The organism is Streptomyces sp. YIM 130001, assembly GCF_003574445.1.
Taxonomy (GTDB): Bacteria; Actinomycetota; Actinomycetes; order Streptomycetales; family Streptomycetaceae; genus Streptomyces.
In genome coordinates, this window is sequence record NZ_KZ984562.1 from 177,812 (window position 1) to 201,099 (window position 23,288).

Below are 23,288 nucleotides of genomic sequence, written 5' to 3' on the forward strand. Positions count from 1 at the left end.
CACCCGGGCGGGCGGCAGCATGGAACGGCGCTCAGGCCGTGCCGGTGGGCCCGTCGGTCTCGTCGTCCCCGTCGCCGTCCGGCGCATCGTCCACCGACTCGGCGAGCACGGGTGAGGCGTGGTGCGACCAGAGCTGCCAGCCGTCCTCCGTGCGACGGAACACATTCGTCGCGACGACGAGCTGGCCGACCAGCGGCCCGAGTTCGGCGCCGTCCTCTGCGGGACCGCCGCTGAGGATGTTCTCGGTGCAGGTCACCAGGGCGGTGTCGCCGTGCACGCAGACGTGTACGTCGGTGAGGAAGAACTGGATGTACTCGGTGTTCGCCATGATCAGGGCGTACGACCTGAGGACCTCGCCGCGACCGGTCAGCAGCGGCCAGCCGGGGTGCACGCACGAGATGCCTTCGCCCTCGTCCCCGGACAGCCACCGGTCCGCCAGTTCGTCGAAGTCGCCGCGCTCCACGGCCTCGTAGTAGGCGGTGTTGGCGGACTCGACCGCCTCGGTGTCCGCAGGGGACGTCACAGGGCTCCTTCGACGGCGCGGGCGACGCGGACGGCGTCGGCCGTGGCGCGCACCTCGTGCACGCGGACGGCCCAGGCTCCTTCGCGGGCGGCGATGGCGGAGACGGCGGCGGTGGCGGCGTCCCGTTCGCGTGCGGGCGGGGGCGCGCCCTCGGGCCCGGCCAGGATGTGGCCGAGGAAACGCTTGCGGGAGGCGGCGACCAGGACGGGGCGGCCGAGTTCGCGCAGCCGGCGCAGGCCGGCCAGGAGGGCCAGGTCGTGCGGTGCGTTCTTGGCGAAGCCGAGGCCGGGGTCGAGCACGATCCGTTCGGGGGCCACTCCGCCGGCGACGACGGCCTCCACGCGCGCGTGGAGCTCGGCAAGTACCTCGCCGACCACGTCGTCGTAGACCGCGCGGCTGTTCATGTGCTCGCTGAAGCCGCGCCAGTGCATGACCACGAAGGGGGCGTCCGCGGCGGCGACGACGGGGATCATGGCCGGGTCGGCGAGTCCGCCGCTCACGTCGTTGACGAGGGTCGCACCGGCCGCGAGGGACTGTTCCGCGACGGAGGAGCGCATGGTGTCCACCGAGACCGTGGCGCCCTCCGAGACCAGTCCGCGCACCACCGGGACGACCCTGCGAAGTTCCTCGTCCTCGTCGACCCGCGGAGCGCCGGGCCGGGTGGACTCGCCGCCGACGTCGACCAGGTCGGCGCCCGCGGTGGCCAGGTCGAGGCCGTGCTTGACGGCCGCCGTGGTGTCGAACCACCGGCCGCCGTCGGAGAACGAGTCGGGGGTCACATTGACCACGCCCATCACGGCGCAGCGGTCCCAGTGCGGAAGGCCCTCGACGTGGCCGCGGCCAGGCAGCGTACTCATGCGACAAGCGTAGGTCCTGTCCTCGCACTGCTGTCGTCGGCGGGAGGGCGCACGGCAGTTACCGGACAGGTGCGCGGGGCGGTCTCCCGCGCGTGGGACGAGGGACGGGGTGCGCCCGACGGGGTGCATTCGGGTTCGCGATGGGCCGGGAACGGTCAGGCCTGTCTGTACGGGCGGATGTCGCCGCACCGCGGACACGAGAAGAGGGGGCACCGGATGACGCTCACCAGCGGCAGGGTCCTGGTGCTCGCCGTCGTCCTTGCGGTGCTCCTGTTCGCCGGCACGGTCTGGTTCTGGCCGCGGCTGGCCGGGCGGTCGGTGCGGGTGGTGCTCGCGCGGATCGGGCTGCTGCTCCTCACCCAGGTGACGATCTTCGCCTCGCTGGGTCTGGCCGCGAACCGCTCCTTCGGCTTCTACGCCTCCTGGGCCGACCTCTTCGGACAGGAACGCGAGCCCGGCGTCGTCGTCGACCACGACCGCGGTGGCGCGCCGCTCGAGGTCACCGGCACCCGCACCGTGAACGTGCCGGGCGGGGCACGTCCTTCGCAGGGTGGCCAGATTCAGCGGGTCCGGATCGAGGGCCGCCGCTCGGGGCTCGCGGCGCCCGCGTACGTCTACGTACCGCCGGAGTACTTCCGTCCGGGCGGAAAGCAGCGGACCTTCCGGGCCGCGATGGTGCTGACCGGCTATCCGGGTACGGCGCGGGCGCTCTTCAAGGGGCTGCAGTACCCGCAGACGGCGCACTCGCTCGTGCGCAAGGGGCGGATGCAGCCGATGCTCCTGGTGATGATGCGGCCCACGGTCGCGCCGCCCCGGGACACCGAGTGCGTCGATGTGCCCGGCGGGCCGCGGAGCGAGACGTTTCTCTCCTCGGACGTGCCGGAGGCGGTGGCCGGGCACTATCGGGTCGGCACCGGTCGCGGGCAGTGGGGCGTGATCGGGAACTCCACCGGCGGTTACTGCGCGCTGAAGTTCGCCCTGCACCATCCCGCCCGGTTCGGCGCCGGAGCCGGGCTCTCCGCCGAGTACCGGGCGCCGTCGGATCCGACCACCGGGGACCTCTTCCACGGTGACCGGCGCCTGGAGCAGCGCGCGGACCTGCTCTGGTTCCTCGACCACGAGCCCCCGCCGCCCGTCTCGCTGCTGGTCGCCAGCAGCAGGCACGGGGAGGGCAACTACCGCGCCACCCAGCGCTTCATCGGCAAGGTGCGGGCGCCCGCGCGGGTCTCCTCGATCACGCTGGGCAGCGGCGGGCACAACTTCAACACCTGGCGGCGCGAGATTCCCGCCGCCCTGGAGTGGTTGAGCGGGCGGCTGCGCTGAGGTGTGCGGTCCGGCGCGCGTGGCGGCGCGTGCTGCGGTGAGCGCCGGATCAACTGCCCCTGACCGTCTCGAGTTCCACCTCCGCGCGCGGGACGTCACGCGCGTCCGCCGCAGTCGACCGGCGCAGCGCCTCGTGCAGCGTCGCCGGGGTGAGCACGCCCAGGAAGTGGCCCACCGACTCCTCGTCGATCACGGCGATCCAGCCCGCGTCGTGCTGCAGCATCGTGGCGAACGCCTGCTTGAGCGAGGCGCCGACCGGAAGCCAGGCCTCCATCCGGCGGGCGTGCTCGCGGACCGTGCGGGACTTTCCGGCGCCCCGTACGTCCGCCGTGATCTGATCGGCGGACAGCCAGCCGTGCAACTGGTCGTCGGCGTCCAGGACCACGGCCCAGCGCGCGTCGTCCGTGCGCAGTTGCTGTGCGGCGCGTTCGAGCGAGTCGTCGAGGCGTACCACCGGCGGCTGTTCGAGGTCACCGGGCTCGATCGGGGTGACCGAGAGCCGCTTGAGGCCGCGGTCGGCGCCGACGAAATCGGCGACGTAATCGGTGGCGGGGGTGCCGAGGACGGCGGCGGGGGCGTCGTACTGCTCGATGCGGCCCTGTCCGTAGACGGCGATGCGGTCGCCGAGGCGGACGGCCTCCTCGATGTCGTGCGTGACGAACAGGACGGTCTTGCGTACGGAGGCCTGAAGTCTGAGGAATTCGTTCTGCAGGTGCTCGCGGACCACCGGGTCGACCGCGCCGAACGGTTCGTCCATGAGCAGCACCGGCGGGTCCGCGGCGAGAGCGCGGGCCACGCCCACGCGCTGGCGCTGGCCGCCGGAGAGCTGGTCGGGGTAGCGGTCGCCGTACACGGACGGGTCGAGACCCACCAGGTCCAGGAGTTCGGCGGCGCGGTCGCGGCCCTTGGAACGCTTCCAGCCGAGCAGGTGGGGGACGGTCGCGGTGTTCTCCAGGACCGTCTTGTGCGGGAAGAGGCCGACCTGCTGGATGACGTAGCCGATACGGCGCCTGAGCTCGACGGCGTCGATGTCGGCTATGTCCTCGTCCTCGAGGAAGATGTGGCCCGACGTCGGTTCTATGAGCCGGTTCACCATCTTCATGGTGGTGGTTTTCCCGCAGCCGGACGGGCCGACGAGCGTGACCAACTCACCCTCGGCGACCTCGAAGGACAGGTCGTCGACGGCTGAGGTGCCGTCGGCATAGCGCTTGGTGACGTGCTCGAACCGGATCATGGCTCCCCATTGTGGTGGGTGTTGTGTGACAGCAATGTTGCTGCAATACAACGGCTGTGGACGAGGCTCGGCGATTGTCGGTGGTCGGGTTTAGGGTCACCAGACGTATCGAGGACACCAGTTCGGGGAGGTGGGGGGAATGGCCGGACAGAGCTGTCTGGTGGCGAACGACTGGGTGTGCGGCGAGTACGTCAGCTCTCGCAGCCAGGAGTTGATCGACGCCACGGTCGAGCACATCGGGATCACGGTCGTCTCCGTCCTCATCGGCCTCGCGGTGGCGCTTCCGCTCGCGCTGCTCGCACGCGCCGGACGCCGTTTCGCCGGCCCGGTCCTCGGACTGACGACCGCGCTCTACTCGGTGCCGTCGCTCGCGATGTTCTCGCTGCTGCTGCCCGTGTTCGGTCTCTCGGCCGCCCTCGTCGTCACCGGCCTCGTGCTGTACTCGCTCACCGTCCTGGTGCGGAACATCCTGGCGGGCCTGGAGGCCGTGCCCGAAGACGCCCGAGAGGCGGCGCGCGGTCTGGGCTACGGGCCGGGGCGCCTGCTGTGGGAGGTCGAACTGCCGCTCGCGCTGCCCGCGTTGATGGCCGGAGTCCGGATCGCCACAGTGTCGACGGTGGCCATGACCACGGTCGGCGCCATCGTGGACTACGGCGGTCTGGGCGGCCTGATCATGTCCGGTCTGCGGACCGACTTCAAGGCGCAGGTGCTCACCGCGTCCGTGCTCTGCGTACTGCTCGCGGTGGTGGCCGACCTGCTGCTCCTCGGCCTGCAGCGGTGGCTCACGCCCTGGACCCGAATACGGCGCGGCCGCCCTCGCCGCACCCCGGTGGAGAAGGTGGCACAAGCAGCATGAACGCGATATCGGGCGCGATCGACTGGCTCGGTTCCAGTGACCACTGGCAGGGCGAGGGCGGCGTGTGGAACCGCCTGGGCGAGCATCTCTACTTCAGCGCCACCTGCCTGGTCATCGCCTGCCTCATCGCGCTCCCGATCGCCCTGTACCTGGGGCACATCGGCAAGGGCGGCGCACTCGCCGTCAACATCTCGAACGTGGGCCGGGCCGTCCCGACCCTCGCGGTGCTCGTCCTGCTGTCGCTCACGCCGCTCGGCACGTACGGGGACGCGCCCACCCTGATCGCCCTGGTGCTTTTCGCGGTACCGCCACTGCTGACCAACGCCTACCTCGGCATGCGCGAGGTCGACCGTTCGGTGGTGGAGGCGGCGCGCGGCATGGGCATGAGCGGCCGGCAGCTCTTCGTACGGGTCGAACTCCCGCTGGCCTACCCGCTGATCATGACCGGGCTGCGCTCGGCGGCCGTGCAGGTGGTCGCCACGGCGACGCTGGCCGCGATGGCGGGTGAGGGCGGCCTCGGCCGGATCATCACGGCCGGGTTCAACCTGCGCAACACCCCGCAGGTGGTGGCCGGTGCGTTCCTGGTCGCGGTGCTCGCACTGCTCGTCGAGGCCGTACTGGTGGCGGGCGGGCGGCTGTTCGACCCGATGCGCCGCCGCACTCAATCTCTCTCTTTGAACGGTGGTTCCTGATGTACAAGTACCGGCGCGGTACCCGCGCGGCCTCGGCAGCGGTCGCCGTACTCGCCCTGACGGCAGGCCTCGCCGCCTGCGGCGGTGACAGCCTGGAGGGCGACGACTCGGGCGAGAAGGGTTCCGGCAAGGGCGGCGGTTCGGGCAAGGGCACGATCGTCGTCGGTTCCGCCGGATTCACCGAGTCCAAGGTGATGGCCGAGCTCTACAGCCAGATACTCGCGGACGCCGGTTACAAGACGTCCATCAAGACCGTCGAGAACCGCGAACTCTACGAACCCTCCCTGGAGAAGGGCCAGATCGACGTCGTACCGGAATACGCGGCGACGCTCGCCGAGTTCCTCAATACGGAGAAGAACGGACCCGACGCGAAGCCGGTCGCCTCCAGCGATGTCGACGACACCGTGGCCGCTCTGGAGAAGCTCGCCGAACCGCTCGGGCTGAAGGTGCTCCCCCCGGGCAAGGCCGTCGATCAGAACGCCTTCGCGGTCACCAAGAAATACGCCGAGAAGAACGACCTCAAAACCCTCTCGGATCTCGGTAAGACGGATCTGAAGGTCAAGGTCGCGGCCGGTGACGAATGCGAGGTCCGCCCGTTCTGCGCCCCCGGTCTGAAGAAGACGTACGGAATCGACGTCACCGGAATCGACCCGAAGGGCGTCGGAACTCCGCAGGCGAAGCAGGCGGTCAAGGACGGCACCGATCAACTGGTGCTGACCACCACCACGGACGCGACTCTGGAGAACTTCGACCTCGTCCTGCTCGACGACGACAAGAAGCTGCAGAACGCGGACAACATCCTGCCGGTGGTCAACGCCAAGGACGCGGGCGACAAGGAGATTGCCGCCGCTCTCGGAAAACTGACCGAAACGCTCACCACGGACGACCTGGTCCAGCTGAACCGGAAGGTGGACGCGGAGCGCGTGAAGGAGGCCGACGCGGCCAAGGAGTACCTCGAGTCCAAGGGCCTGACCGGCAAGTAGCGGCACCTGCCGGTCGCGTGAGCGGTCGGCCGGCAACGGGGGGCCGGCCGACCGGTGAGGGCGAGTCGCGCGGTGCGTGCTGAGGCCGGTCGGCGGGCGAGTACCGGAAGTCGACCGGTAAGTACCGGAAACACGCGCCTCTTTACGTAACCGCAAGGGAACAGATTGGCGGGCGGGGCTTCACAGGCCGCGTACGCGCGGTAAGTTTCTGGCCATGCCACGAGGACGTCACCGCCATTCCCCACCCCTGCACAGGCTGCTGCCTCCCTCGACGATCGCGGGCGTGTCCGTTCTGTGCGCGTCCGGCGCCTGGCTGTTCGCGGAACCCGTGGTGCTGCGTTCGCTCGCCGCGGGCGCAGCCGCGGCCGCGGTGGTCGCCGCCGTGGTGATGCGCCGCTGGGACCGTACGGCGGGCAAGCGGGTGGCCGAGCTGACGCGCGCGCGGGCCGGCGACGAGTGGCGTCACGAGGAACTGGTGGCCGAACTGGAGTCGGACGTCGAGGAGTCGCGCGAGCTGCGTACCCGCCTCGAGAACAAGCTCCGTTCCAAGCGGGGCGAACTCGCGGCACTGCGCGGCGAGCACGCGGCACTGCTGCGTCGGTACGCGACGGCGGAGACCGAGCGGGCGAGCGCACTCGAGGGCCGCAGGCGGCTCGCGATAGAGGCGGCCGCACCGGCGAAGGCGCTGCCGCCCGCCGGCAGTGGCCCGGACAAGGGCGGCCCGCGCGGCACCACGACCGGCGGCCTCAGCCCGTCGCTGTACCTGCGGGCCGGAGTGGCCCTCGACAACCTCACGCGCAACGGCGCGGACCAGGCGAACGGATCGGCGCGCCGGACGGGTTCGGCCGCCGCGGCCTCCGGCGGCGACGCGGCCCCGGCCGAGCCTTCGCCGGGGGAGCCCGTCACCGGCGCCGCCTCCCACGAGCGCTCCACCGCCGAGACCGAGACGCCGGCCACGGAGCAGCGCGCTCTCTCCGGGCAGCAGAGCGCGGTGTCCGCCGCCGCGGCCGTCGTCCCGCACCGCCCCCGACGCGTGAGGGCGATGGGCGGCTTCGACTTCTTCGGTACGAAGGCGGACCCGGCCGACGGAACGGACGGGTCGGACGCGGCGGAGGAGCCCCGCGTGGCTGCCGACGACGTGCAGAACGAGGATCTGGCGGACGTGGTCGGCGCCGAGGCGCTGGCGATCCACAAGGCCGAGTCCGAGGCGGAGTTCCGTGCTCCGGGTGACGGGGAGCGAGCGGTGGGCCAGGTCATCGACCTCACGGCGCACGACGAGACCGAACAGCTCGATGTGGCGGAGCTGCGGTCGGCGATCTCCTGAGGGAGGCGTGCCACCGGACGGCGTTCCCGTCGTCCGAGATCCATCCGAATCGTCCGGTCCCTGTGGGCCGGACGATTCGTGTATGGCGGTCAGTTGGCGCGGCAGAGCCTTCGGGTCAGTGCATTCGGGGCACACCTGGGTGGTGTCCCCGCAGGCCGTGCGCCGTGCGGGACTTCTGGGCCGCGGCTCAAGCCATCCACCGGTCCGGCCGCGCCGTGCGGCGGCCCGTGCGGGAGCGGTCCGCCTGGGAGTGCAGCAGCTTCGCCGCCTCCTCCTCGTCCCGCATCCGCGCCGCGACACTCGTATTGGCCCCGGTCTCCACGTGGATGTCCGCCACGCCCTTGCGGCGCATCCACGGCCCCTGGAGCAGTCGCACACTCTGCACCTTCGCGTGCGGCACCAGGGCCAGGGTGCGCGTGAGCCGTCCGTGCCGGGACGCGAACACCGTGTCCGTCACGGCGAGTCCGTGCCCTCGCCACCACACCGGCACGCACCAGGCGGCGCGGGCCGGCGGCGCGGAGAGCTCCGTCGGCACGGTCACCCCGGGCAGGATCCGGGCGATCAGCTCCTGGGCGATCTCGCGGGGGGCGACCGGCACGAGCAGGTCGTTGGCGGAGCCCGCCACGTCCAGTTCGACGCGGACCCAGCCGCGCCGCCGCCACAGGGGCGGCTCGACGATCCGCACGGCCTGTACGCGGCCGGGCGGCACCGTCTCGTGGGCCTTGTCGAGCAGCCCGTGGTCGATCCGCAGGCCGTCCGGCGAATCGCCCACGGTCCAGTCGTACTCCTTCACGTAACGGCCCACCGTGCTGGCGAAGGCGGCGCCGAGCAGGGGGATGCCGGTGCCGATGAGCAGGCCGATGCTGTGCGTGGTGAACCACAGGAAGGGCGGTCCGGCGAGCGCTCCGAGCAGGAGCAGCCAGCTGGAGCCGGAGAGCAGCAGTGCGATGAACAGGGTCCGCGGGGGGACGTGCAGCAGCTGTTCGGACGGGGCCTCGCCGACATCGTTGGCCGTCTCGGGGGCGAAACCGGCGGCCCGGGCGAGCAGTTCGGCGCGCAGGGCCCGTGCGTCCGTGTCCGAGAGGAAGGCCAACTCGTCCTTGGAGTCGGTGCCGATGACGTCCATCTTGAGCTTGCTCACGCCGAGGAAGCGGGCGAGCAGGGGCTGGTTGATGTCGACGGCCTGCAGCCGGTCGAGCCGGATGTGGGCGGTACGCCGGAAGACCAGGCCGGTCCGGATGCGCAGCTCGGTGTCGGTGACCGAGAAATGCATGAACCACCAGCTGAGGAAGCCGTACAGGGCCGCGGCCGGCAGGAGGACGCCCAGGCCGATCAGCAGGTGCGTGCCGGTGAGGTCGGAGAGCCGGCGCTGTGCCTGGTCGAAGTCGTGCACCGCCCAGCCGACGAGCACGGCGACCGGAGCCCAGGCGCGGCGCAGTGGTGTGACGGGGTGCAGGCGGCGTTCCGTGCCGCTGGGGCGGCCGGGGGCGTCTTCCTCGGCCGCACCGCCGCCCGTGCTCTCCGCGGCCCCCTTCTCGCTGGTCACAGCCCCGCCGAACGGGCCTCGCCCAGCTCCGTGAGCCGGTCCCGCAGACGTTCCGCCTCGGCCGGCTCGAGTCCCGGGATCGTCGCGTCGGTCGCCGCCGCGGCCGTGTGCAACTGCAGGCTCGCCAGTCCGAACTTCCGCTGGAACGGCCCCGATTCGACCTCCACCAGCTGCATCCGCCCGTACGGCACCACGGTCTGCTCGTGCCACAGAACGCCGCGCTGGATGAGCAGATCGTCCGCCCGCTCGGCGTACCGCCAGGAGCGCCAGTTCCGTCCGAGCAGCGGCCAGCCCCAGGCCAGGAACCCGATCGGGACCAGGGCGAACGTCGCCCACGGGGGCCCGGCGAAGATCCCGAGCAGCACGCCCGTCGCCACCGCGAGCGGCACCATCCACAGCGCGAGCAGCAGCCGACGCATCCGCAGCATCGCGTGCGGCAACCCTGTCCAGACCGGCTCGTCCTGCCGGACGGACTCCACCGGCTCGTCCTGCCGGACCGGCTCGACCGGCTCGTCCCGCCCGACCGGCTCGTCCTGTCCGTCAGCGGCGTCCGTCATCCCCGTATCCATGTGTCCACCCTATGTACGAGAGACTGTTCGCCATGAGTCCCAAGACGGAGACCATGGTCGGGATCGGCGGCGCCGCGGAGAGCACCGACATGGTGCTGAACATCGGCCCCCAGCATCCGTCCACCCATGGCGTGCTGCGACTGCGCCTCGTCCTCGACGGTGAGCGGATCCTGCAGGCGGAGCCGGTCATCGGCTATATGCACCGAGGGGCGGAGAAGCTCTTCGAGGCGCGCGACTACCGGCAGATCATCATGCTCGCGAACCGCCACGACTGGCTGTCCGCGTTCTCCAACGAACTCGGCGTGGTCCTCGCCGTCGAGCGGATGCTCGGGATGGAGGTCCCGGAGCGGGCCGTCTGGCTGCGCACCCTGCTCGCCGAGCTCAACCGCGTACTCAATCACTTGATGTTCCTCGGCTCGTACCCGCTCGAACTGGGCGGAATCACCCCGATGTTCCACGCCTTCCGGGAACGCGAGGAGCTCCAGGCGGCCCTCGAGGAGGTCTCCGGCGGCCGGATGCACTTCATGTTCAACCGGGTCGGCGGCCTCAAGGAGGACCTTCCGCTCGGGTGGACGTCGCGGGCCCGCCAGGCGGTTGCCTCGGTCCGCTCGCGGATGGACGTCTACGACCGTCTGGTGCTCGGCAACGAGATCTTCCGCGGCCGCACCAGGGGAGTGGGCGCACTGACCCCGGAGGCCGCGCACTCCTACGGGGTGAGCGGCCCGATCGCCCGCGCCTCCGGTGTCGACTTCGACCTCAGGCGCGACGAGCCGTACCTGGCTTACGGGGAGCTGCAGTCCGTGCTCAAGGTGGTCACCCGGCAGGAGGGCGACTGCCTGGCTCGCTTCGAGTGCCTGCTCGAGCAGAGCCACAACGCGCTCGACCTCGCCGACGCCTGCCTCGACCGCCTCGCCGACCTGCCGCCTGGCCCGGTCAACCAGCGACTGCCGAAGGTCCTCAAGGCCCCCGAGGGCCACACCTACGCCTGGACCGAGAACCCGCTCGGGATCAACGGCTACTACCTGGTGTCCAAGGGCGAGAAGACCCCGTACCGGCTCAAGCTGCGGTCCGCCTCGTACAACAACATCCAGGCGCTGGCGGAGCTGCTGCCCGGGACGCTGGTCTCGGACATGGTGGCGATCCTGGGGTCACTGTTCTTCGTCGTCGGGGACATCGACAAGTAGGCCTCGCAGCAGCCCGGTCGCCACGCCGACGGGCTGCGCCAGCCACCCGAAGTCGCCGAGGCCGCCGAGGGCGGTGAGTTCGGCCGCCTCGCCCGCGGACGCGAGGGCCCGCACGTAGGCCGTCGGATCGGTGGACGCGAGGGACAGCGGTGGACGGACGCCCGAGATGCCGAGGGCGGCGAGTGCGGCCCGCTGGGTGGTCAGGACCGGCTCCGCGCCGCCGGCGGTGAGCGCACCGGCTGCCGCGCACGCGTCGAGGGCCACGTGCGCGGTGAGGTCGCAGGAGCCGTCGGGTACGGGCCGGCACTCGCGGCCGTCGCGGAAGCCGGTCAGGGTTCCGAAGGCGGGACGGTCCACGCGCGCGTGGCTGTAGTCCACGGCGACCGCGAGGCCGGCCGCGAGCGTGCCCACCGCGGCGGCCCAGGCCTCGTCGCGGGTACGGCCCGACTCGGCGCGCAGACCGGGCTCGTCGGCCGGCGGCCACCAGCGTTCCAGCCAGCGGGCGTCGGCGGCGGGGGGTGGGCCGGAGAGGGACTCGGTGCCGTCGGGGGTGACGTGGACGAGGCGCGGGTGGCCGTCGCGGTCGTTCTCGACGATGTCCAGGGGCACGTTGTCGAGCCATTCGTTGGCGAAGAGCAGGCCGGTGACGTCCTCGGGAGGCGTGGCGGTCCACTCGATGCGGGGGTCGTCCAGACCGGCCGGGCGGGCCGCGCGTTCCACCGCCCACGCGCGCGTGCGGGACGCCACCGGTGCCGGCAGTGCGGCGAGCACGCCTGCGGTCAACTCGCCGTGGCCTGCGCCCAGATCCACAAAAGCCAGTTCGTCCGGGTGCCCGAGCGCCTCGTCGACCCGGTGGAGCAGCCGGGCGACAGCGGCCGCGAACAGCGGTGAGGCGTGCACCGAGGTGCGGAAGTGCCGGCCCGGTCCCTCCGCCCGCAGGTAGAAGCCGCCCGGCCCGTACAGCGCCGCCTCGGCGGCCTCCCGCCAGCCGGTCGACCCGCTGTGCGGACGGGCACTCACGCCGTCGTCCGCCCGGTCGCCCGGCCCGTTGTCCTGCCCGCCGCTCGCCTCATCCGTGGTCACGACAACGAGGTTAGGTCGCGCTACTGGACCGGGAGCCTCCACCTTGGGGAGTACGAGGAGGACGCAGGGATCGGCCCTGCGGTTGACCCCGGCCCGTGCGTGCCGTACCTACGCTGGGTTACGTGCAGCGCTTCTACGACTTCCTCCGCAGACATCCGACAGGTGTCGACAGTTTCTGGGCTGTCGTCCTGTTGCTGGTGAGTGTGGTCAGCGTCGCGTCCAACGTGGATGTGAACGGTGAGAGCCCCGGCAGGGGCCCGGAGGCCGTGGCCGTCGCGGTCACGCTTCTGCTGTCCCTGGTGGTGGCGCTCCGGCGCAGGCTTCCGGAGCGGATGCTGCTCCTCGCCGCGGCGACCGGTGTGATCCAGGTGGTCACCGATGTCCAGGTGCTGCCGGCCAACTTCGCCATGCTCGTGATCATCTATTCGACGGCGGCCGAAGGGGCCCCGTGGTCACGCCGGTTCGGGCTCGTGGGCGGACTGCTCGCGGCGCCCGTCGCCCAGCTGCGCTGGCCCGAGGAAAACGTCAGCGCCGCCGGGAACGTCCTGTTCACCGCCTTCCTGATGGTGCCTTTCGTGCTCGCCTGGGTGCTCGGCGACTCGATACGCACCCGGCGGGCCTACTTCGCGCAGCTCGAGGAGCGGGCCAACCGTCTGGAGAAGGAGCGCGAGGCGCAGTCCAAGGTCGCTGTCGCCGCCGAGCGCGCCCGGATCGCCCGCGAGCTGCACGACGTCGTCGCGCACAACGTCTCGGTGATGGTGGTCCAGGCGGACGGGGCGGCGTACGTCATGGATGCCGCCCCCGACCAAGCGCGCAAGGCCCTGGAGACCATCTCGGGCACCGGCCGCCAGGCCCTCGCGGAGATGCGCCGGCTGCTCGGCGTGCTGCGTACCGGTGAGCAGCGCGAGACCGGCGAGTACGTGCCACAGCCCGACGTCGAGCAGATCGACGAGCTCGTCGAGCAGTGCCGCGAGTCGGGTCTGACCGTCGACTTCAAGATCGAGGGCACCCCGCGGCCCTTGCCGAGCGGCGTGGAGCTCACCGCGTACCGCATCGTGCAGGAGGCGCTCACCAACACCCGCAAGCACGGCGGCGACAACGCCGGTGCCAGCGTCCGCATCGTCTACTTCGACGACGGTCTCGGCCTGCTGATCGAGGACGACGGCAAGGGCGCGCCGCACGAGATGTACGAGGACGGCGGCGCGGACGGCAGCGGCCACGGGCTGATCGGCATGCGGGAGCGCGTCGGTATGGTCGGCGGGACCCTGGACGCGGGGCCGCGGCCCGGCGGTGGGTTCCGGATCAGTGCCCTGCTGCCCCTCAAGCCCGCCCACTGACCGTAGCCGTCGCCGGCGCCCCGCCGACGACCCCCTGGAGGGACCCGCCTTGGACAGCCAGCCGATCCGCGTGATGCTCGTCGACGACCAGGTGCTGCTGCGCACCGGTTTCCGTATGGTGCTCGCCGCGCAGCCGGACATGGAGGTGGTCGCCGAGGCGGGCGACGGTGCTGAGGCGCTGGAGGTTCTGCGTTCCACGGCGGTGGACGTGGTCCTGATGGACGTCCGGATGCCGCGCCTCGACGGCGTCGAGGCGACGACCCGGATCTGCGCGCCCGCCAAGGCCGCGGCGGCGGCCGGCCGCACCGATGCGGAGAAGCACGGCCCGAAGGTGCTCATCCTGACCACCTTCGACCTCGACGAGTACGCCTTCTCCGGGCTCAAGGCCGGTGCCTCGGGCTTCATGCTCAAGGACGTGCCGCCCGGTGAGCTGCTCGCCGCCATCCGCGCCGTGCACAGCGGTGACGCGGTCGTCGCACCGTCCACCACGCGCCGGCTGCTCGACCGCTTCTCGCCGATGCTGCCGCACACCGGGGCGGGGCCGCAGCACAAGGAGCTGGAGCGGCTCACCGACCGCGAGCGCGAGGTCATGGTCCTGGTCGCCCAGGGCCTCTCGAACGGCGAGATCGCTGCCCGTCTGGTGCTCTCCGAGGCCACGGTCAAGACCCACGTGGGGCGGATCCTCACCAAGCTCGGCCTGCGCGACCGGGTGCAGGTGGTGGTGCTGGCCTACGAGACGGGGCTCGTGCGGGCGGGCGGCGGAGCCGGCTGACGCGCTCCCTGGCGCTGTCCGGGGCGTTTTCCGGGGTGCTGTCCCGCGCGCGGGATGGCGGATGCGACGGGTTCCGCCTCGCTCACCGCAGGACGTTCTCGATGAAGTCGCCGCCGAGCCTGGCCACCGTCGTCAGGTCGAGCTGGTGCAGCACGTACCGCCCGCGCCGTTGCGTGGTCAGTAGACCGGCCTTCTTGAGCACCGTCAGGTGCCTGGATATCTCCGGCGCCGTCATGCCGTGCGAGTCGGCCAGCTCGCCCGTCGTGTACGCGCCGCGGGCCAGGTAGCGGCAGAGCCGGATGCGTACGGGGTGGGCGAGCGCCTCCATGCGCCGGGTCAGCTGATCGACCGACGCGCGCGTGGTGAGGGCTTCCGCGGCGACCGGGTAGTGCAGCACGGGCTGCCAGCCGTAGCGGTGCAGCACCATCAGGTGCGGGCGGCCGAGGCTGGTCGGCACCATGGCGAGGCCGCCGGAGCCCGTCGTCGTGTGTCCGTCGGCGAACTTGTCGACGGTGATCCGGGTGCCCTGCTCGTCGAGGTCGACCGCGCGGGACACCGAGGCCAGGGCGTCGGCCAGTCCGCGGTGCTTGAGCAACTCCTTCTTGTGGCGGACGTCCGCCGCCAGCTCGGGACGCAGCCGGGCCCAGACGTCCGCGAAGAACGCCTCGTCGCACTCCTCGAGGAGCCGCCGCAGCCAGCCGCGTACGGCGGGCGGTTCGTCGAGCAGGCGGTGCGTGAAGGCGACCTGGTGGGGTCCGCGGGCGGCCGCCAGGTCCAGGGCGCGACGCCGGGCCGCGGGGTCGCTCAGCACGTCGGGGCCGGGATGCGAGTCCGGGTAGCCGCAGGTGAACTCCAGGGCGGCGTCCACGAACTGGCGGTCGGTGAGCTTGTCCAACTGGTCGAGTTCCTCGGCGAGCGTCCCGCCGGGCGCGGCCTCCCGGCCGGGCAGCCCGGCGAACGGCAGGAAGACGTCGGAGAACGTCGTACGCCACAGGAAGTCCGCCTCGGAGATGCGGTCCGCGAGGCACGGGTCGAGGCACGACGAGACGCCGGCCGACCAGCCGCGCAGGGACGGGTGATGGCCCGGTTCGCCCAGCGCGTGCAGGGCCATGCCCAGCTCGGCCAGGGGTGAGACCGCGCAGGTGATCCGCTCGGTCCGCAGTCCGCTGATGTCGATGCTCACGCTCACACCCCCATGGTGCCGTGTGGGTACGACAACGCCTCGTCGATTGACGGCTCCGGTCAATCGACGTGACCGGACGGGACGGGCGGGCGCAGTGTCGGTGATGTCCGGGGGCCGACGGTCCCCGGAGGCCGTTCACCGCTCGTGACCAGCACCGGAGGCATCACCATGAGCATCACTTCGACCCACGCACTCGACGTCTACCGCGCCGTGCAGCGCGGCGAGGCCATCCCGCCGGCTCCGGGCCGGGACGACTGGCGCGTCATCGCGGAACTGCGGGACGCGCGCAGGGCGGCCAGGCCGGCGCATCGCCCGGGACTGCTCGCCCGGCTGCTCCGCCGTCGCGTCGCGTGAGCTCCCGTGTCCGGGGGCCGTGTACCGGTCCTCTCGCGCGAGCCCTGCGGGGCATCCGGCGGACGACGTCCACGACCGAGGCGTGGACGTCGTCCGCCGTTGCGTTCCACTCGGCCACCGGATGCCCCGTAAGCACCGGGAACTGACTCGTGAGAACCGGGAACTGACGCGTGAGCACCGGGAACCGACGCGTGAGAACCGGGAACCGACGCGGCATCGCACACCGCGTGCTCCAAGCCTCGGGCTACACGCGCGCATGAAGCCCGCTCCGGCCGTGCTTGAGCGGCCCGAACGGACCGGCTCGGGCTACACGCGCCCGTGAAGCCCGTCCTCCGCGCGGTCCTGCGGCAGCGCATCGGCGATCACGCGCGCGTGGCCGGCGCCGCACGCGCCCTTCCGCCCGGCTTGTCCGCACTGTCCGTCGAGCCGCCTCCCGCGTGGAGGTAACCGTCCACAGGCCGCGTCGTACGCGCGTACGATGACCCACAGCCTGTGGACAACTTCGGCCACCCGGCAACGGCCTGTGGAAGGCCCGGTACCCGCCCGAGGGCTCGCGTTAGCATGACGAGAAACGTCCGGTACCCCATGCGGACTGGAACGGAAGGCCGTCGTCGCGTGAACCAACCACAACAGCCCGACCCGAGAGACCGCCCGGCCAGGCTCACCGTCGGCGTCGTCGGCGCGGGCCGTGTCGGCCCCGCGCTCGCCGCCGCGCTCAAGCTCGCCGGGCACCGGCCGGTCGCCGCCTCCGGAGTCTCGGAGACCTCGGTGCGACGGGCCGCGACCCTGCTGCCTGACGTCCCCCTGGTGTCACCCGCCGAGGTGCTCGCGCGCGCGGACCTCGTCCTGCTGACCGTCCCCGACGACGCTCTGCCGGGCCTCGTCGAAGGCCTCGCGGAGACCGGCGCGGTACGGCCCGGCCAGCTGGTCGTGCACACCTCGGGACGCCACGGGGTCGGCGTCCTCGAGCCGGTGCTGCGGGCCGGCGGTCTGCCGCTCGCGCTGCACCCCGCGATGACGTTCACCGGCACCTCCGTGGACGTGCAGCGGCTGGCCGGCTGTTCGTTCGGCGTGACCGCTCCCGACGAGCTGCGGCTCGCGGCCCAGGCCCTCGTGATCGAGATGGGCGGCGAACCGGAGTGGATCGAGGAACATGCCAGGCCGCTGTATCACGCGGCCCTCGCGCTCGGCGCGAACCACCTGGTCACCCTGGTCGCCGAGGCCATGGACCTGCTCCGCGCGGCCGGCGTCGAGGCGCCCGACCGGATGCTCGGCCCGCTGCTCGGCGCAGCCCTGGACAACGCCCTGCGGTCCGGAGACGGCGCACTGACCGGCCCCGTCGCGCGCGGTGACGCCGGTACGGTCGCGGCGCACGTCGCCGAGCTCCGCACCCACGCACCCGGCACCGTCCCCGGCTACCTCGCCATGGCCCGTGCCACCGCCGACCGCGCCCTGGCGTACGGCCTGTTGAAGCCGGAGCTCGCCGAGGACCTGCTCGGCGTACTGGCGCACGGTGCCGATGGAGCCGCCGGCTCCGGCACCACCGGCAGCGCCGGAGGCGACCCCCGATGACCGTGCTGCTGCACACCGCCGCCGAGCTGCGCGCACTGGGCCGCCCCGGCACCGGCCGCCGCGCGGTCGTGATGACCATGGGCGCCCTCCACGACGGCCACGCGGGCCTGATCCGGGCCGCCCGGGAGGTCGCCGACCAGGTCGTGGTCACCGTCTTCGTCAATCCTCTGCAGTTCGGCGCCGGCGAGGACCTCGACCGCTACCCGCGCACCCTGGACTCCGACGTACGGGTCGCCGGACAGGCCGGAGCCGACGTCGTGTTCGCTCCGGACGCGGACGAGGTCTACCCGGGCGGCGATCCCCAGGTGCGGATCTCCGCGGGCCCCATGGGCGAGCGCCTCGAAGGGGCCGTACGCCCGGGCCACTTCGACGGCATGCTCACCGTCGTGGCCAAGCTGCTGCACCTCACGGACCCCGACATCGCGCTCTACGGCCAGAAGGACGCGCAGCAGCTGGCGCTCATCCGCCGCATGGTCCGCGACCTCAACTTCCCGGTCGACGTCCGCGCGGTGCCGACGGTCCGCGACACCGACGGCCTGGCCCTGTCCAGTCGTAACCGCTATCTCTCCCTCGGCGAGCGGCACACCGCCCTTGCCCTGTCCCGCGCCCTGTACGCGGGCCGAGACCGGCTCACCGCCCAGACCGCCCTGCACGCGCGCGCCCAGGCCGCGCCGGCACCACGCGCGCGTGCCGACGCCCTGACGGCACTCGGCGAGGCCCGCGCGGCCGCCGATCTGAATGCCGTGGCGCAGTCCGCGGGCGGCGGCCCCGCCGCCGTCAGAGCCGCGGCGCGCGCCGTGCTCGACGAGGCGGACCACGCCCAACCACCGCTGAGCCTGGACTACTTGGCCCTGGTCGACCCGTCGGACTTCACCGAGGTGGCGAACGACTACACGGGCGAGGCCGTCCTCGCGGTCGCCGCCCGCGTCGGCAGCACCCGCCTGATCGACAACCTGCCGCTCACCTTCGGACCGTTCGGAGCCGCCCGATGACCACCAACGCGAGGGGCGCCACCGGCATACGCCTGCACGCGCCCGCCCCCGGCTGGGCGAGCGACGCCGACGTGGTGGTCGTCGGCTCCGGAGTGGCCGGTCTGACCTGCGCCCTGCGCTGCGCGGCCGCCGGCCTGAGCCCGGTCGTGGTCACCAAGGCCCGCCTCGACGACGGTTCCACGCGCTGGGCCCAGGGCGGGATCGCGGCCGCGCTCGGAGACGGCGACACCCCGGAGCAGCACCTCGACGACACCCTCGTCGCGGGCGCCGGCCTGTGCGACGAGGAGGCCGTACGCATCCTGGTCACCGAAGGCCCGGACGCGGTGCGCCGACTGATCGACACCGGCGCCCACTTCGACACCGCACCGGACTCCGGCGCCATCGCCCTGACCCGGGAGGGCGGCCACCACCGTCGCCGTATCGCGCACGCGGGCGGTGACGCGACCGGAGCCGAGATCTCCCGTGCCCTCGTCGAGGCGGTACGCGCGAGCGGCATCCGCACCATCGAGAACGCCCTGGTGCTCGACCTCCTCACCGACGACGAGGGCCGCACCGCCGGCGTCACCCTGCACGTCCTGGGCGAGGGGCAGCACGACGGCGTCGGCGCCGTGCACGCGCGCGCGGTGGTGCTCGCCACCGGCGGCATGGGCCAGGTCTTCTCGGCGACCACCAACCCGCCTGTGTCCACCGGGGACGGCGTCGCGCTCGCGCTGCGGGCCGGTGCGGAGCTCTCCGACCTGGAGTTCGTCCAGTTCCACCCGACGGTCCTGTTCCTCGGCCCGGACGCCGAGGGCCAGCAGCCGCTGGTGTCCGAGGCGGTCCGCGGCGAGGGCGCCCACCTGGTCGACGCCGACGGCGTGCGGTTCATGACCGGGCAGCACGAACTGGCCGAGCTCGCACCCCGCGACGTGGTGGCGAAGGCCATCACGCGGCGCATGCTGGAGCAGGGCGCCGAGCACATGTACCTGGACGCCCGGCACTTCGGCGCCGATATGTGGGCCACCCGCTTCCCGACGATCCTCGCCGCCTGCCGCGCGCACGGCATCGACCCGGTGACCGCACCGATCCCGGTCGCCCCTGCGGCCCACTACGCCTCCGGCGGCGTCCGCACGGACCTGCGGGGCCGCACCACCGTGCCCGGCCTGTACGCCTGCGGCGAGACCGCCTGCACCGGCGTCCACGGCGCGAACCGCCTTGCCTCCAACTCCCTTCTGGAGGGCCTGGTCTACGCGGAGCGCATCGCCGCCGACATCACCGCGCACCCGGCACCCGACACCGCCCCCGTACCGTCCCTCCACGCGCGCGTGGAGGCCGACGCCGAGGCGGAACGGGACCCCACCGCAGCAGGACAGCCGCCGCCCGCGCACCCGCTGCTGCCCCCCGAGGCCCGTTTCGCGCTGCAGCGGGTGATGACCGAGGGCGCCGGGGTGCTGCGCAGCAAGCAGTCCCTCGCGCGGGCCGCGGGCGCCCTCGAGCAGATCCACGCGGAGGCCCGTACCGCACTCGCGGAGAACGGCAAGACGGCCGAGCCGGGCACCGACACCTGGGAAGCCACCAACCTGCTGTGCGTCGCGCGGGTATTCGTCGCCGCCGCCCTGCGCCGCGAGGAGACCCGCGGCTGCCACTGGCGCGAGGACCATCCCGACCGGGACGACGCCGGGTGGCGCCGTCACCTGGTCGTCCGCCTCAACCCGGACCGCACGCTCGCCGTCCACGCCACCGAATCCGCAGACTTCCCCCCGACCGTCGCCGGCCCGGGAGCCGTCCCCCGTCCTCAGGAGCAGTGACCGAAGTGAGCAGCACCCCCGACCTTCCCCTCGTCGACGAGGAGGGCTGTGGCGACGCCTGCGGCTGCGCCGGCGACTCCCCGGCGGACGACGCCATGGTGTGCGGCCTCGACCCCGCCCTCGCCCAGCTGATCGCCGATGCGGGCCTGGATCCCGTACTCGTCGAGGACATCGCGCACATGGCGATCGCGGAGGACCTCGACGGCGGCGTGGACGTGACGTCCGTGGCGACGATCCCCGAGGCCGCCGTCGCCACCGGCGACTTCACCGCCCGGGAGGCGGGCGTGGTGGCCGGCCTGCGGGTCGCCGAGGCGGTCCTGTCCGTGGTCTGCGAGGAAGAGTTCGAGGTCGAGCGGCACGTCGAGGACGGCGACCGGGTGGCGGCAGGACAGCCCCTGCTGTCCGTCACGACCCGTACCCGCGACCTGCTCACCGGCGAGCGCAGCGCCCTGAACCTGCTGTGCCGCCTCTCCGGCATCGCGACGGCCACGCGCGCGTGGGCGGACGCACTGGAGGGCACGAAGGCCGAGGTCCGCGACACCCGCAAGACCACTCCGGGCCTGCGCGCCCTGGAGAAGTTCGCGGTGCGCTGCGGCGGCGGTGTCAACCACCGCATGGCCCTCTCGGACGCGGCCCTGGTCAAGGACAACCACGTGGTGGCGGCAGGCGGCGTCGCCGAGGCCTTCCAGGCCGTACGCGAGCGGTTCCCGGAACTGCCCATCGAGGTCGAGGTCGACACCCTGCACCAGCTCCGCGAGGTCGTCGACGCGGGCGCCGACCTGATCCTCCTGGACAACTTCACCCCGGAGGAGACCGAGGAGGCGGTGGCCCTCACGGCGGGCCGGGCCCTGCTCGAGTCCTCCGGCCGCCTCACCGTGCAGAACGCCCGGGCGTATGCCCGCACCGGCGTCGACTACCTGGCCGTGGGCGGTCTCACGCACTCCTCCCCGATCCTGGACATCGGCCTCGACCTGCGCGAGGCGCCGGCCGCCGCGGACGGTTCCGCCGCCGACGGGACGGTGTGACCGCGTGCTGCTGACCATCGACGTGGGCAACACCCACACCGTGCTCGGCCTGTTCGACGGCGAGGAGATCGTCGAGCACTGGCGCATCTCCACGGACGCCCGCCGCACCGCCGACGAACTGGCCGTTCTCCTCAACGGCCTGATGGGCACCCACCCGCTGCTCGGCTCGGAACTCGGCGACGGCATCCACGGCATCGCGATCTGCGCCACGGTGCCCTCCGTCCTGCACGAACTGCGCGAGGTCACCCGCCGCTACTACGGCGACGTCCCGGCCGTACTCGTCGAACCGGGCATCAAGACCGGCGTCCCGATCCTGATGGACAACCCCAAGGAGGTCGGAGCCGACCGCATCATCAACGCGGTCGCGGCCGTCGAGCTCTACGGCGGCCCCGCGATCGTGGTCGACTTCGGCACCGCGACGACCTTCGACGCGGTCAGCGCGCGCGGCGAGTACGCGGGCGGCGCCATCGCCCCCGGCATCGAGATCTCGGTCGACGCCCTCGGCGTGCGCGGTGCGCAGCTGCGCAAGATCGAGCTCGCCCGCCCGCGCAGCGTGATCGGCAAGAACACCGTCGAGGCCATGCAGTCCGGCATCCTCTACGGCTTCGCCGGCCAGGTGGACGGTGTCGTCGGCCGGATGTCCAAGGAGCTCGCCGACGACCCCGAGGACGTCACCGTGATCGCCACCGGAGGCCTCGCGCCCATGGTGCTCGGTGAGTCGTCGGCCATCGACGAGCACGAGCCGTGGCTCACCCTGATCGGCCTGCGACTGGTCTACGAGCGCAACATCGCGCGGACCTGACGATGCCGATAGTGCCGATAGTGCCGATACGCACCGACACCACGAGGAAGGCAGCCACATGACGTGGACGACGTACGCCGGCGAAGGGGTGCGCAGCGCGGCCGAGGGAAGCCAGGCGGGCTCGGCGTTCGTGACGGTCCTGCTGCTCGGCGCCCTCTTCGGCACCGGCGTCCTGGTCCGCAAGCTCCGCGACCGCAACCGCGGCCGCCGCCTCGGGGACTGAGCCCGCTCCGTACGGCGAGGCGGTACGGGCGCGCCGCAAAAGAGAGTTAAGCGGATTTTGTCTGATTAGACCGTATCGTCGGCCCATGCCCACGCCATACGGATCACGAGGCGGCATGGCGTTCAGCGCGGACGAGCTGCGTGTGCTCCGCCGCGTTCTCGCCCTCGCCCTCCATCCCGACCCCGCAGGCGCCTTCGACGAGAGCGCCGCCAAGGACTGTCTCCGGCTCGCCGACTCGCTCGACGAAGCGGTCAGCGAGGGCGCCCGGCTCCGCGCCTTCCTCTTCGCCGACCTCGCCCGCTACCGGGCCGCTCTGCCCGGTACGGCCTCCGGCTATCTGGAGCTCCTCACCGAAGCCCTCGCGGCCGGCTACGCGCCCGGCCCGGACGACCTCGCCGCCCTGCGGGCCCTGCGCGGGAACCCGGCCGCCGCGGCGCTCCTTGAGCGCTGCCAGCGCCTGGCGGAGGACACCGTACGGGCGAGACTCGCAGGCCGGCCCGTCCCCGTACCCCGCGCACGGCTGCTCGCCCTGCCCGGGGGCCTCGCCGCGGACGGTCCCGAGCGTCCGGCCCCGGACAAGCGCCCGGCCCCGCCGCCCCGTCCGGTGCCGACACCGGCCGAGGTGTTCCCGCCCAAGCGGCGTCCGGCTCCGCCCGAGCCGCCGCAGAAGCTCGCCGCGGTCTGAGAACCGAGCGGCTACGGCCCGCCCCGGGCGATCCCGCGGGCGGGCCGTAGCTACGCTTGAGGCATGGACTACGTCTCCGCGCTCGTGCCGCCCGTTGTGATGGCCGTGTTCTTCATCGCCCTGATCGTGACGATCGTCAAGTCCCAGGGCGGCGACAACAAGGCCAAGGAGGACGCCGCGGTGGACGCCGCCGTCGCGCGCGCGGAGGCAGCCCGCCAGGCGCCGGGCGGCAGCGACAACTGACCCCGGCGCAAGCCGGAACGGGGCGCAAGGACTCTCCCGGTGCGAAGCCTCGCACCGTGATCCCTGCGCCTTTTTTGCGTGCGGTCGACCGCGGATCTTTCCGTGGATATCGCCCTTGCGCCGATGCCATGTCCGGCAG

General features: G+C 72.4%; 24 protein-coding genes. 17 read left to right on the top strand and 7 right to left on the bottom strand.

The annotated features are described in order from the left end of the window. Positions 1-31 precede the first annotated feature (31 nt). Both DSC45_RS25420 and folP read right to left on the bottom strand, forming a co-directional pair. Positions 32-523 carry a nuclear transport factor 2 family protein gene (locus tag DSC45_RS25420; RefSeq protein ID WP_119294251.1) on the bottom strand — a complete coding sequence of 164 codons (492 nt, stop codon included), beginning with the start codon at positions 521-523 and terminating at the stop codon, positions 32-34. Next, positions 520-1,380, bottom strand: coding sequence for a dihydropteroate synthase (gene folP, locus DSC45_RS25425; protein WP_119294252.1), 861 nt, complete (start codon positions 1,378-1,380; stop codon positions 520-522). The genes DSC45_RS25420 and folP overlap by 4 nt, the downstream gene beginning before the upstream one ends. A 216-nt stretch (positions 1,381-1,596) precedes the next feature. On the opposite strand from folP, the gene DSC45_RS25430 reads away from it, so the two are divergent. Next, positions 1,597-2,703: an alpha/beta hydrolase gene (locus tag DSC45_RS25430; protein ID WP_119294253.1), complete on the top strand. Its 1,107-nt coding sequence runs from the start codon at positions 1,597-1,599 to the stop codon at positions 2,701-2,703. A 49-nt stretch (positions 2,704-2,752) separates the two neighbouring features. On the opposite strand, the gene DSC45_RS25435 is transcribed toward DSC45_RS25430, so the two are convergent. Continuing rightward, a complete protein-coding gene (locus DSC45_RS25435; RefSeq protein ID WP_119294254.1) occupies positions 2,753-3,937 on the bottom strand; it encodes an ABC transporter ATP-binding protein in 1,185 nt (394 codons plus the stop codon). A 139-nt stretch (positions 3,938-4,076) separates the two neighbouring features. Between DSC45_RS25435 and DSC45_RS25440 the strand changes: the two genes are divergently transcribed. From DSC45_RS25440 to DSC45_RS25455, 4 genes are all read left to right on the top strand, one after another. Beyond that, positions 4,077-4,793 carry an ABC transporter permease gene (locus DSC45_RS25440; RefSeq protein ID WP_119294255.1) on the top strand — a complete coding sequence of 239 codons (717 nt, stop codon included), beginning with the start codon at positions 4,077-4,079 and terminating at the stop codon, positions 4,791-4,793. Next, on the top strand, positions 4,790-5,485 hold the full coding sequence (locus DSC45_RS25445; protein ID WP_119294256.1) for an ABC transporter permease: 696 nt from the start codon (positions 4,790-4,792) through the stop codon (positions 5,483-5,485). Before DSC45_RS25440 ends, DSC45_RS25445 begins: the two co-directional genes overlap by 4 nt. After that, entirely contained in the window at positions 5,485-6,468 is a 984-nt protein-coding gene (locus DSC45_RS25450; protein ID WP_119294257.1) for an ABC transporter substrate-binding protein, read from the top strand. Before DSC45_RS25445 ends, DSC45_RS25450 begins: the two co-directional genes overlap by 1 nt. 214 nt (positions 6,469-6,682) lie before the next feature. After that, positions 6,683-7,792 carry a hypothetical protein gene (locus tag DSC45_RS25455; protein WP_119294258.1) on the top strand — a complete coding sequence of 370 codons (1,110 nt, stop codon included), beginning with the start codon at positions 6,683-6,685 and terminating at the stop codon, positions 7,790-7,792. 187 nt (positions 7,793-7,979) lie between these two features. Here the strand turns inward: DSC45_RS25455 and DSC45_RS25460 are convergent, their stop codons facing one another. Next, positions 7,980-9,248 (bottom strand): PH domain-containing protein, encoded by a 1,269-nt coding sequence (locus tag DSC45_RS25460; protein ID WP_240434848.1) that lies wholly within the window; start codon positions 9,246-9,248, stop codon positions 7,980-7,982. A gap of 86 nt (positions 9,249-9,334) precedes the next feature. Next, positions 9,335-9,895, bottom strand: a complete 561-nt coding sequence (locus tag DSC45_RS25465; RefSeq protein ID WP_119294260.1) for a PH domain-containing protein — start codon at positions 9,893-9,895, stop codon at positions 9,335-9,337. 44 nt (positions 9,896-9,939) lie between these two features. Here DSC45_RS25465 and DSC45_RS25470 point away from each other — a divergent pair, with 44 nt between their 5' ends. After that, positions 9,940-11,091 carry an NADH-quinone oxidoreductase subunit D gene (locus DSC45_RS25470; protein WP_119294319.1) on the top strand — a complete coding sequence of 384 codons (1,152 nt, stop codon included), beginning with the start codon at positions 9,940-9,942 and terminating at the stop codon, positions 11,089-11,091. Here DSC45_RS25470 and DSC45_RS25475 read toward each other — a convergent pair. Continuing rightward, positions 11,056-12,111: an SAM-dependent methyltransferase gene (locus tag DSC45_RS25475; protein WP_119294320.1), complete on the bottom strand. Its 1,056-nt coding sequence runs from the start codon at positions 12,109-12,111 to the stop codon at positions 11,056-11,058. The two genes, DSC45_RS25470 and DSC45_RS25475, sit on opposite strands and share 36 nt — an antisense overlap. Positions 12,112-12,296: 185 nt before the next feature. On the opposite strand from DSC45_RS25475, the gene DSC45_RS25480 reads away from it, so the two are divergent. Continuing rightward, complete coding sequence (locus DSC45_RS25480; protein ID WP_119294261.1) at positions 12,297-13,511, top strand: sensor histidine kinase; 1,215 nt, start codon at positions 12,297-12,299, stop codon at positions 13,509-13,511. Between the two features lie 73 nt (positions 13,512-13,584). Further along, the gene (locus DSC45_RS25485; protein ID WP_119294321.1) at positions 13,585-14,283 is read left to right on the top strand and encodes a response regulator transcription factor; all 699 of its coding nucleotides are present in this window, start codon (positions 13,585-13,587) and stop codon (positions 14,281-14,283) included. 82 nt (positions 14,284-14,365) lie between these two features. On the opposite strand, the gene DSC45_RS25490 is transcribed toward DSC45_RS25485, so the two are convergent. Continuing rightward, positions 14,366-15,472, bottom strand: a complete 1,107-nt coding sequence (locus DSC45_RS25490) for a DUF5937 family protein (RefSeq protein ID WP_119294262.1) — start codon at positions 15,470-15,472, stop codon at positions 14,366-14,368. A 162-nt stretch (positions 15,473-15,634) separates the two neighbouring features. Between DSC45_RS25490 and DSC45_RS25495 the strand changes: the two genes are divergently transcribed. From DSC45_RS25495 to DSC45_RS25530, 9 genes are all read left to right on the top strand, one after another. Next, a complete protein-coding gene (locus tag DSC45_RS25495) occupies positions 15,635-15,820 on the top strand; it encodes a hypothetical protein (RefSeq protein WP_119294322.1) in 186 nt (61 codons plus the stop codon). A gap of 615 nt (positions 15,821-16,435) precedes the next feature. Beyond that, on the top strand, positions 16,436-17,392 hold the full coding sequence (locus DSC45_RS25500) for a Rossmann-like and DUF2520 domain-containing protein (protein ID WP_119294263.1): 957 nt from the start codon (positions 16,436-16,438) through the stop codon (positions 17,390-17,392). Beyond that, a complete protein-coding gene (gene panC / locus DSC45_RS25505; RefSeq protein WP_119294264.1) occupies positions 17,389-18,384 on the top strand; it encodes a pantoate--beta-alanine ligase in 996 nt (331 codons plus the stop codon). The genes DSC45_RS25500 and panC overlap by 4 nt, the downstream gene beginning before the upstream one ends. Further along, a complete protein-coding gene (locus DSC45_RS25510) occupies positions 18,381-20,171 on the top strand; it encodes an L-aspartate oxidase (RefSeq protein WP_119294265.1) in 1,791 nt (596 codons plus the stop codon). The genes panC and DSC45_RS25510 overlap by 4 nt, the downstream gene beginning before the upstream one ends. Next, positions 20,168-21,196 carry a carboxylating nicotinate-nucleotide diphosphorylase gene (gene nadC, locus DSC45_RS25515; protein ID WP_205571427.1) on the top strand — a complete coding sequence of 343 codons (1,029 nt, stop codon included), beginning with the start codon at positions 20,168-20,170 and terminating at the stop codon, positions 21,194-21,196. The genes DSC45_RS25510 and nadC overlap by 4 nt, the downstream gene beginning before the upstream one ends. A 4-nt stretch (positions 21,197-21,200) precedes the next feature. Then, positions 21,201-21,998, top strand: coding sequence for a type III pantothenate kinase (locus DSC45_RS25520; protein ID WP_119294266.1), 798 nt, complete (start codon positions 21,201-21,203; stop codon positions 21,996-21,998). Between the two features lie 58 nt (positions 21,999-22,056). Further along, positions 22,057-22,221: a hypothetical protein gene (locus DSC45_RS35880; protein ID WP_162929349.1), complete on the top strand. Its 165-nt coding sequence runs from the start codon at positions 22,057-22,059 to the stop codon at positions 22,219-22,221. A gap of 115 nt (positions 22,222-22,336) precedes the next feature. Further along, entirely contained in the window at positions 22,337-22,906 is a 570-nt protein-coding gene (locus DSC45_RS25525) for a hypothetical protein (protein WP_119294267.1), read from the top strand. A 63-nt stretch (positions 22,907-22,969) separates the two neighbouring features. Further along, positions 22,970-23,149: a hypothetical protein gene (locus DSC45_RS25530; protein WP_119294268.1), complete on the top strand. Its 180-nt coding sequence runs from the start codon at positions 22,970-22,972 to the stop codon at positions 23,147-23,149. The last annotated feature ends 139 nt before the right edge of the window (positions 23,150-23,288 follow it).

Coding starts and splice junctions, on each gene's coding strand:
- folP (WP_119294252.1), bottom strand. CDS start 1,380: ATGAGTACGCTGCCTGGCCGCGGCCACGTCGAGGGCCTTCCGCACTGG.
- DSC45_RS25430 (WP_119294253.1), top strand. CDS start 1,597: ATGACGCTCACCAGCGGCAGGGTCCTGGTGCTCGCCGTCGTCCTTGCG.
- DSC45_RS25435 (WP_119294254.1), bottom strand. CDS start 3,937: ATGATCCGGTTCGAGCACGTCACCAAGCGCTATGCCGACGGCACCTCA.
- DSC45_RS25440 (WP_119294255.1), top strand. CDS start 4,077: ATGGCCGGACAGAGCTGTCTGGTGGCGAACGACTGGGTGTGCGGCGAG.
- DSC45_RS25445 (WP_119294256.1), top strand. CDS start 4,790: ATGAACGCGATATCGGGCGCGATCGACTGGCTCGGTTCCAGTGACCAC.
- DSC45_RS25450 (WP_119294257.1), top strand. CDS start 5,485: ATGTACAAGTACCGGCGCGGTACCCGCGCGGCCTCGGCAGCGGTCGCC.
- DSC45_RS25455 (WP_119294258.1), top strand. CDS start 6,683: ATGCCACGAGGACGTCACCGCCATTCCCCACCCCTGCACAGGCTGCTG.
- DSC45_RS25465 (WP_119294260.1), bottom strand. CDS start 9,895: ATGACGGACGCCGCTGACGGACAGGACGAGCCGGTCGGGCGGGACGAG.
- DSC45_RS25470 (WP_119294319.1), top strand. CDS start 9,940: ATGAGTCCCAAGACGGAGACCATGGTCGGGATCGGCGGCGCCGCGGAG.
- DSC45_RS25485 (WP_119294321.1), top strand. CDS start 13,585: ATGCTCGTCGACGACCAGGTGCTGCTGCGCACCGGTTTCCGTATGGTG.
- DSC45_RS25495 (WP_119294322.1), top strand. CDS start 15,635: ATGAGCATCACTTCGACCCACGCACTCGACGTCTACCGCGCCGTGCAG.
- panC (WP_119294264.1), top strand. CDS start 17,389: ATGACCGTGCTGCTGCACACCGCCGCCGAGCTGCGCGCACTGGGCCGC.
- DSC45_RS25510 (WP_119294265.1), top strand. CDS start 18,381: ATGACCACCAACGCGAGGGGCGCCACCGGCATACGCCTGCACGCGCCC.
- DSC45_RS35880 (WP_162929349.1), top strand. CDS start 22,057: ATGACGTGGACGACGTACGCCGGCGAAGGGGTGCGCAGCGCGGCCGAG.
- DSC45_RS25525 (WP_119294267.1), top strand. CDS start 22,337: ATGGCGTTCAGCGCGGACGAGCTGCGTGTGCTCCGCCGCGTTCTCGCC.
- DSC45_RS25530 (WP_119294268.1), top strand. CDS start 22,970: ATGGACTACGTCTCCGCGCTCGTGCCGCCCGTTGTGATGGCCGTGTTC.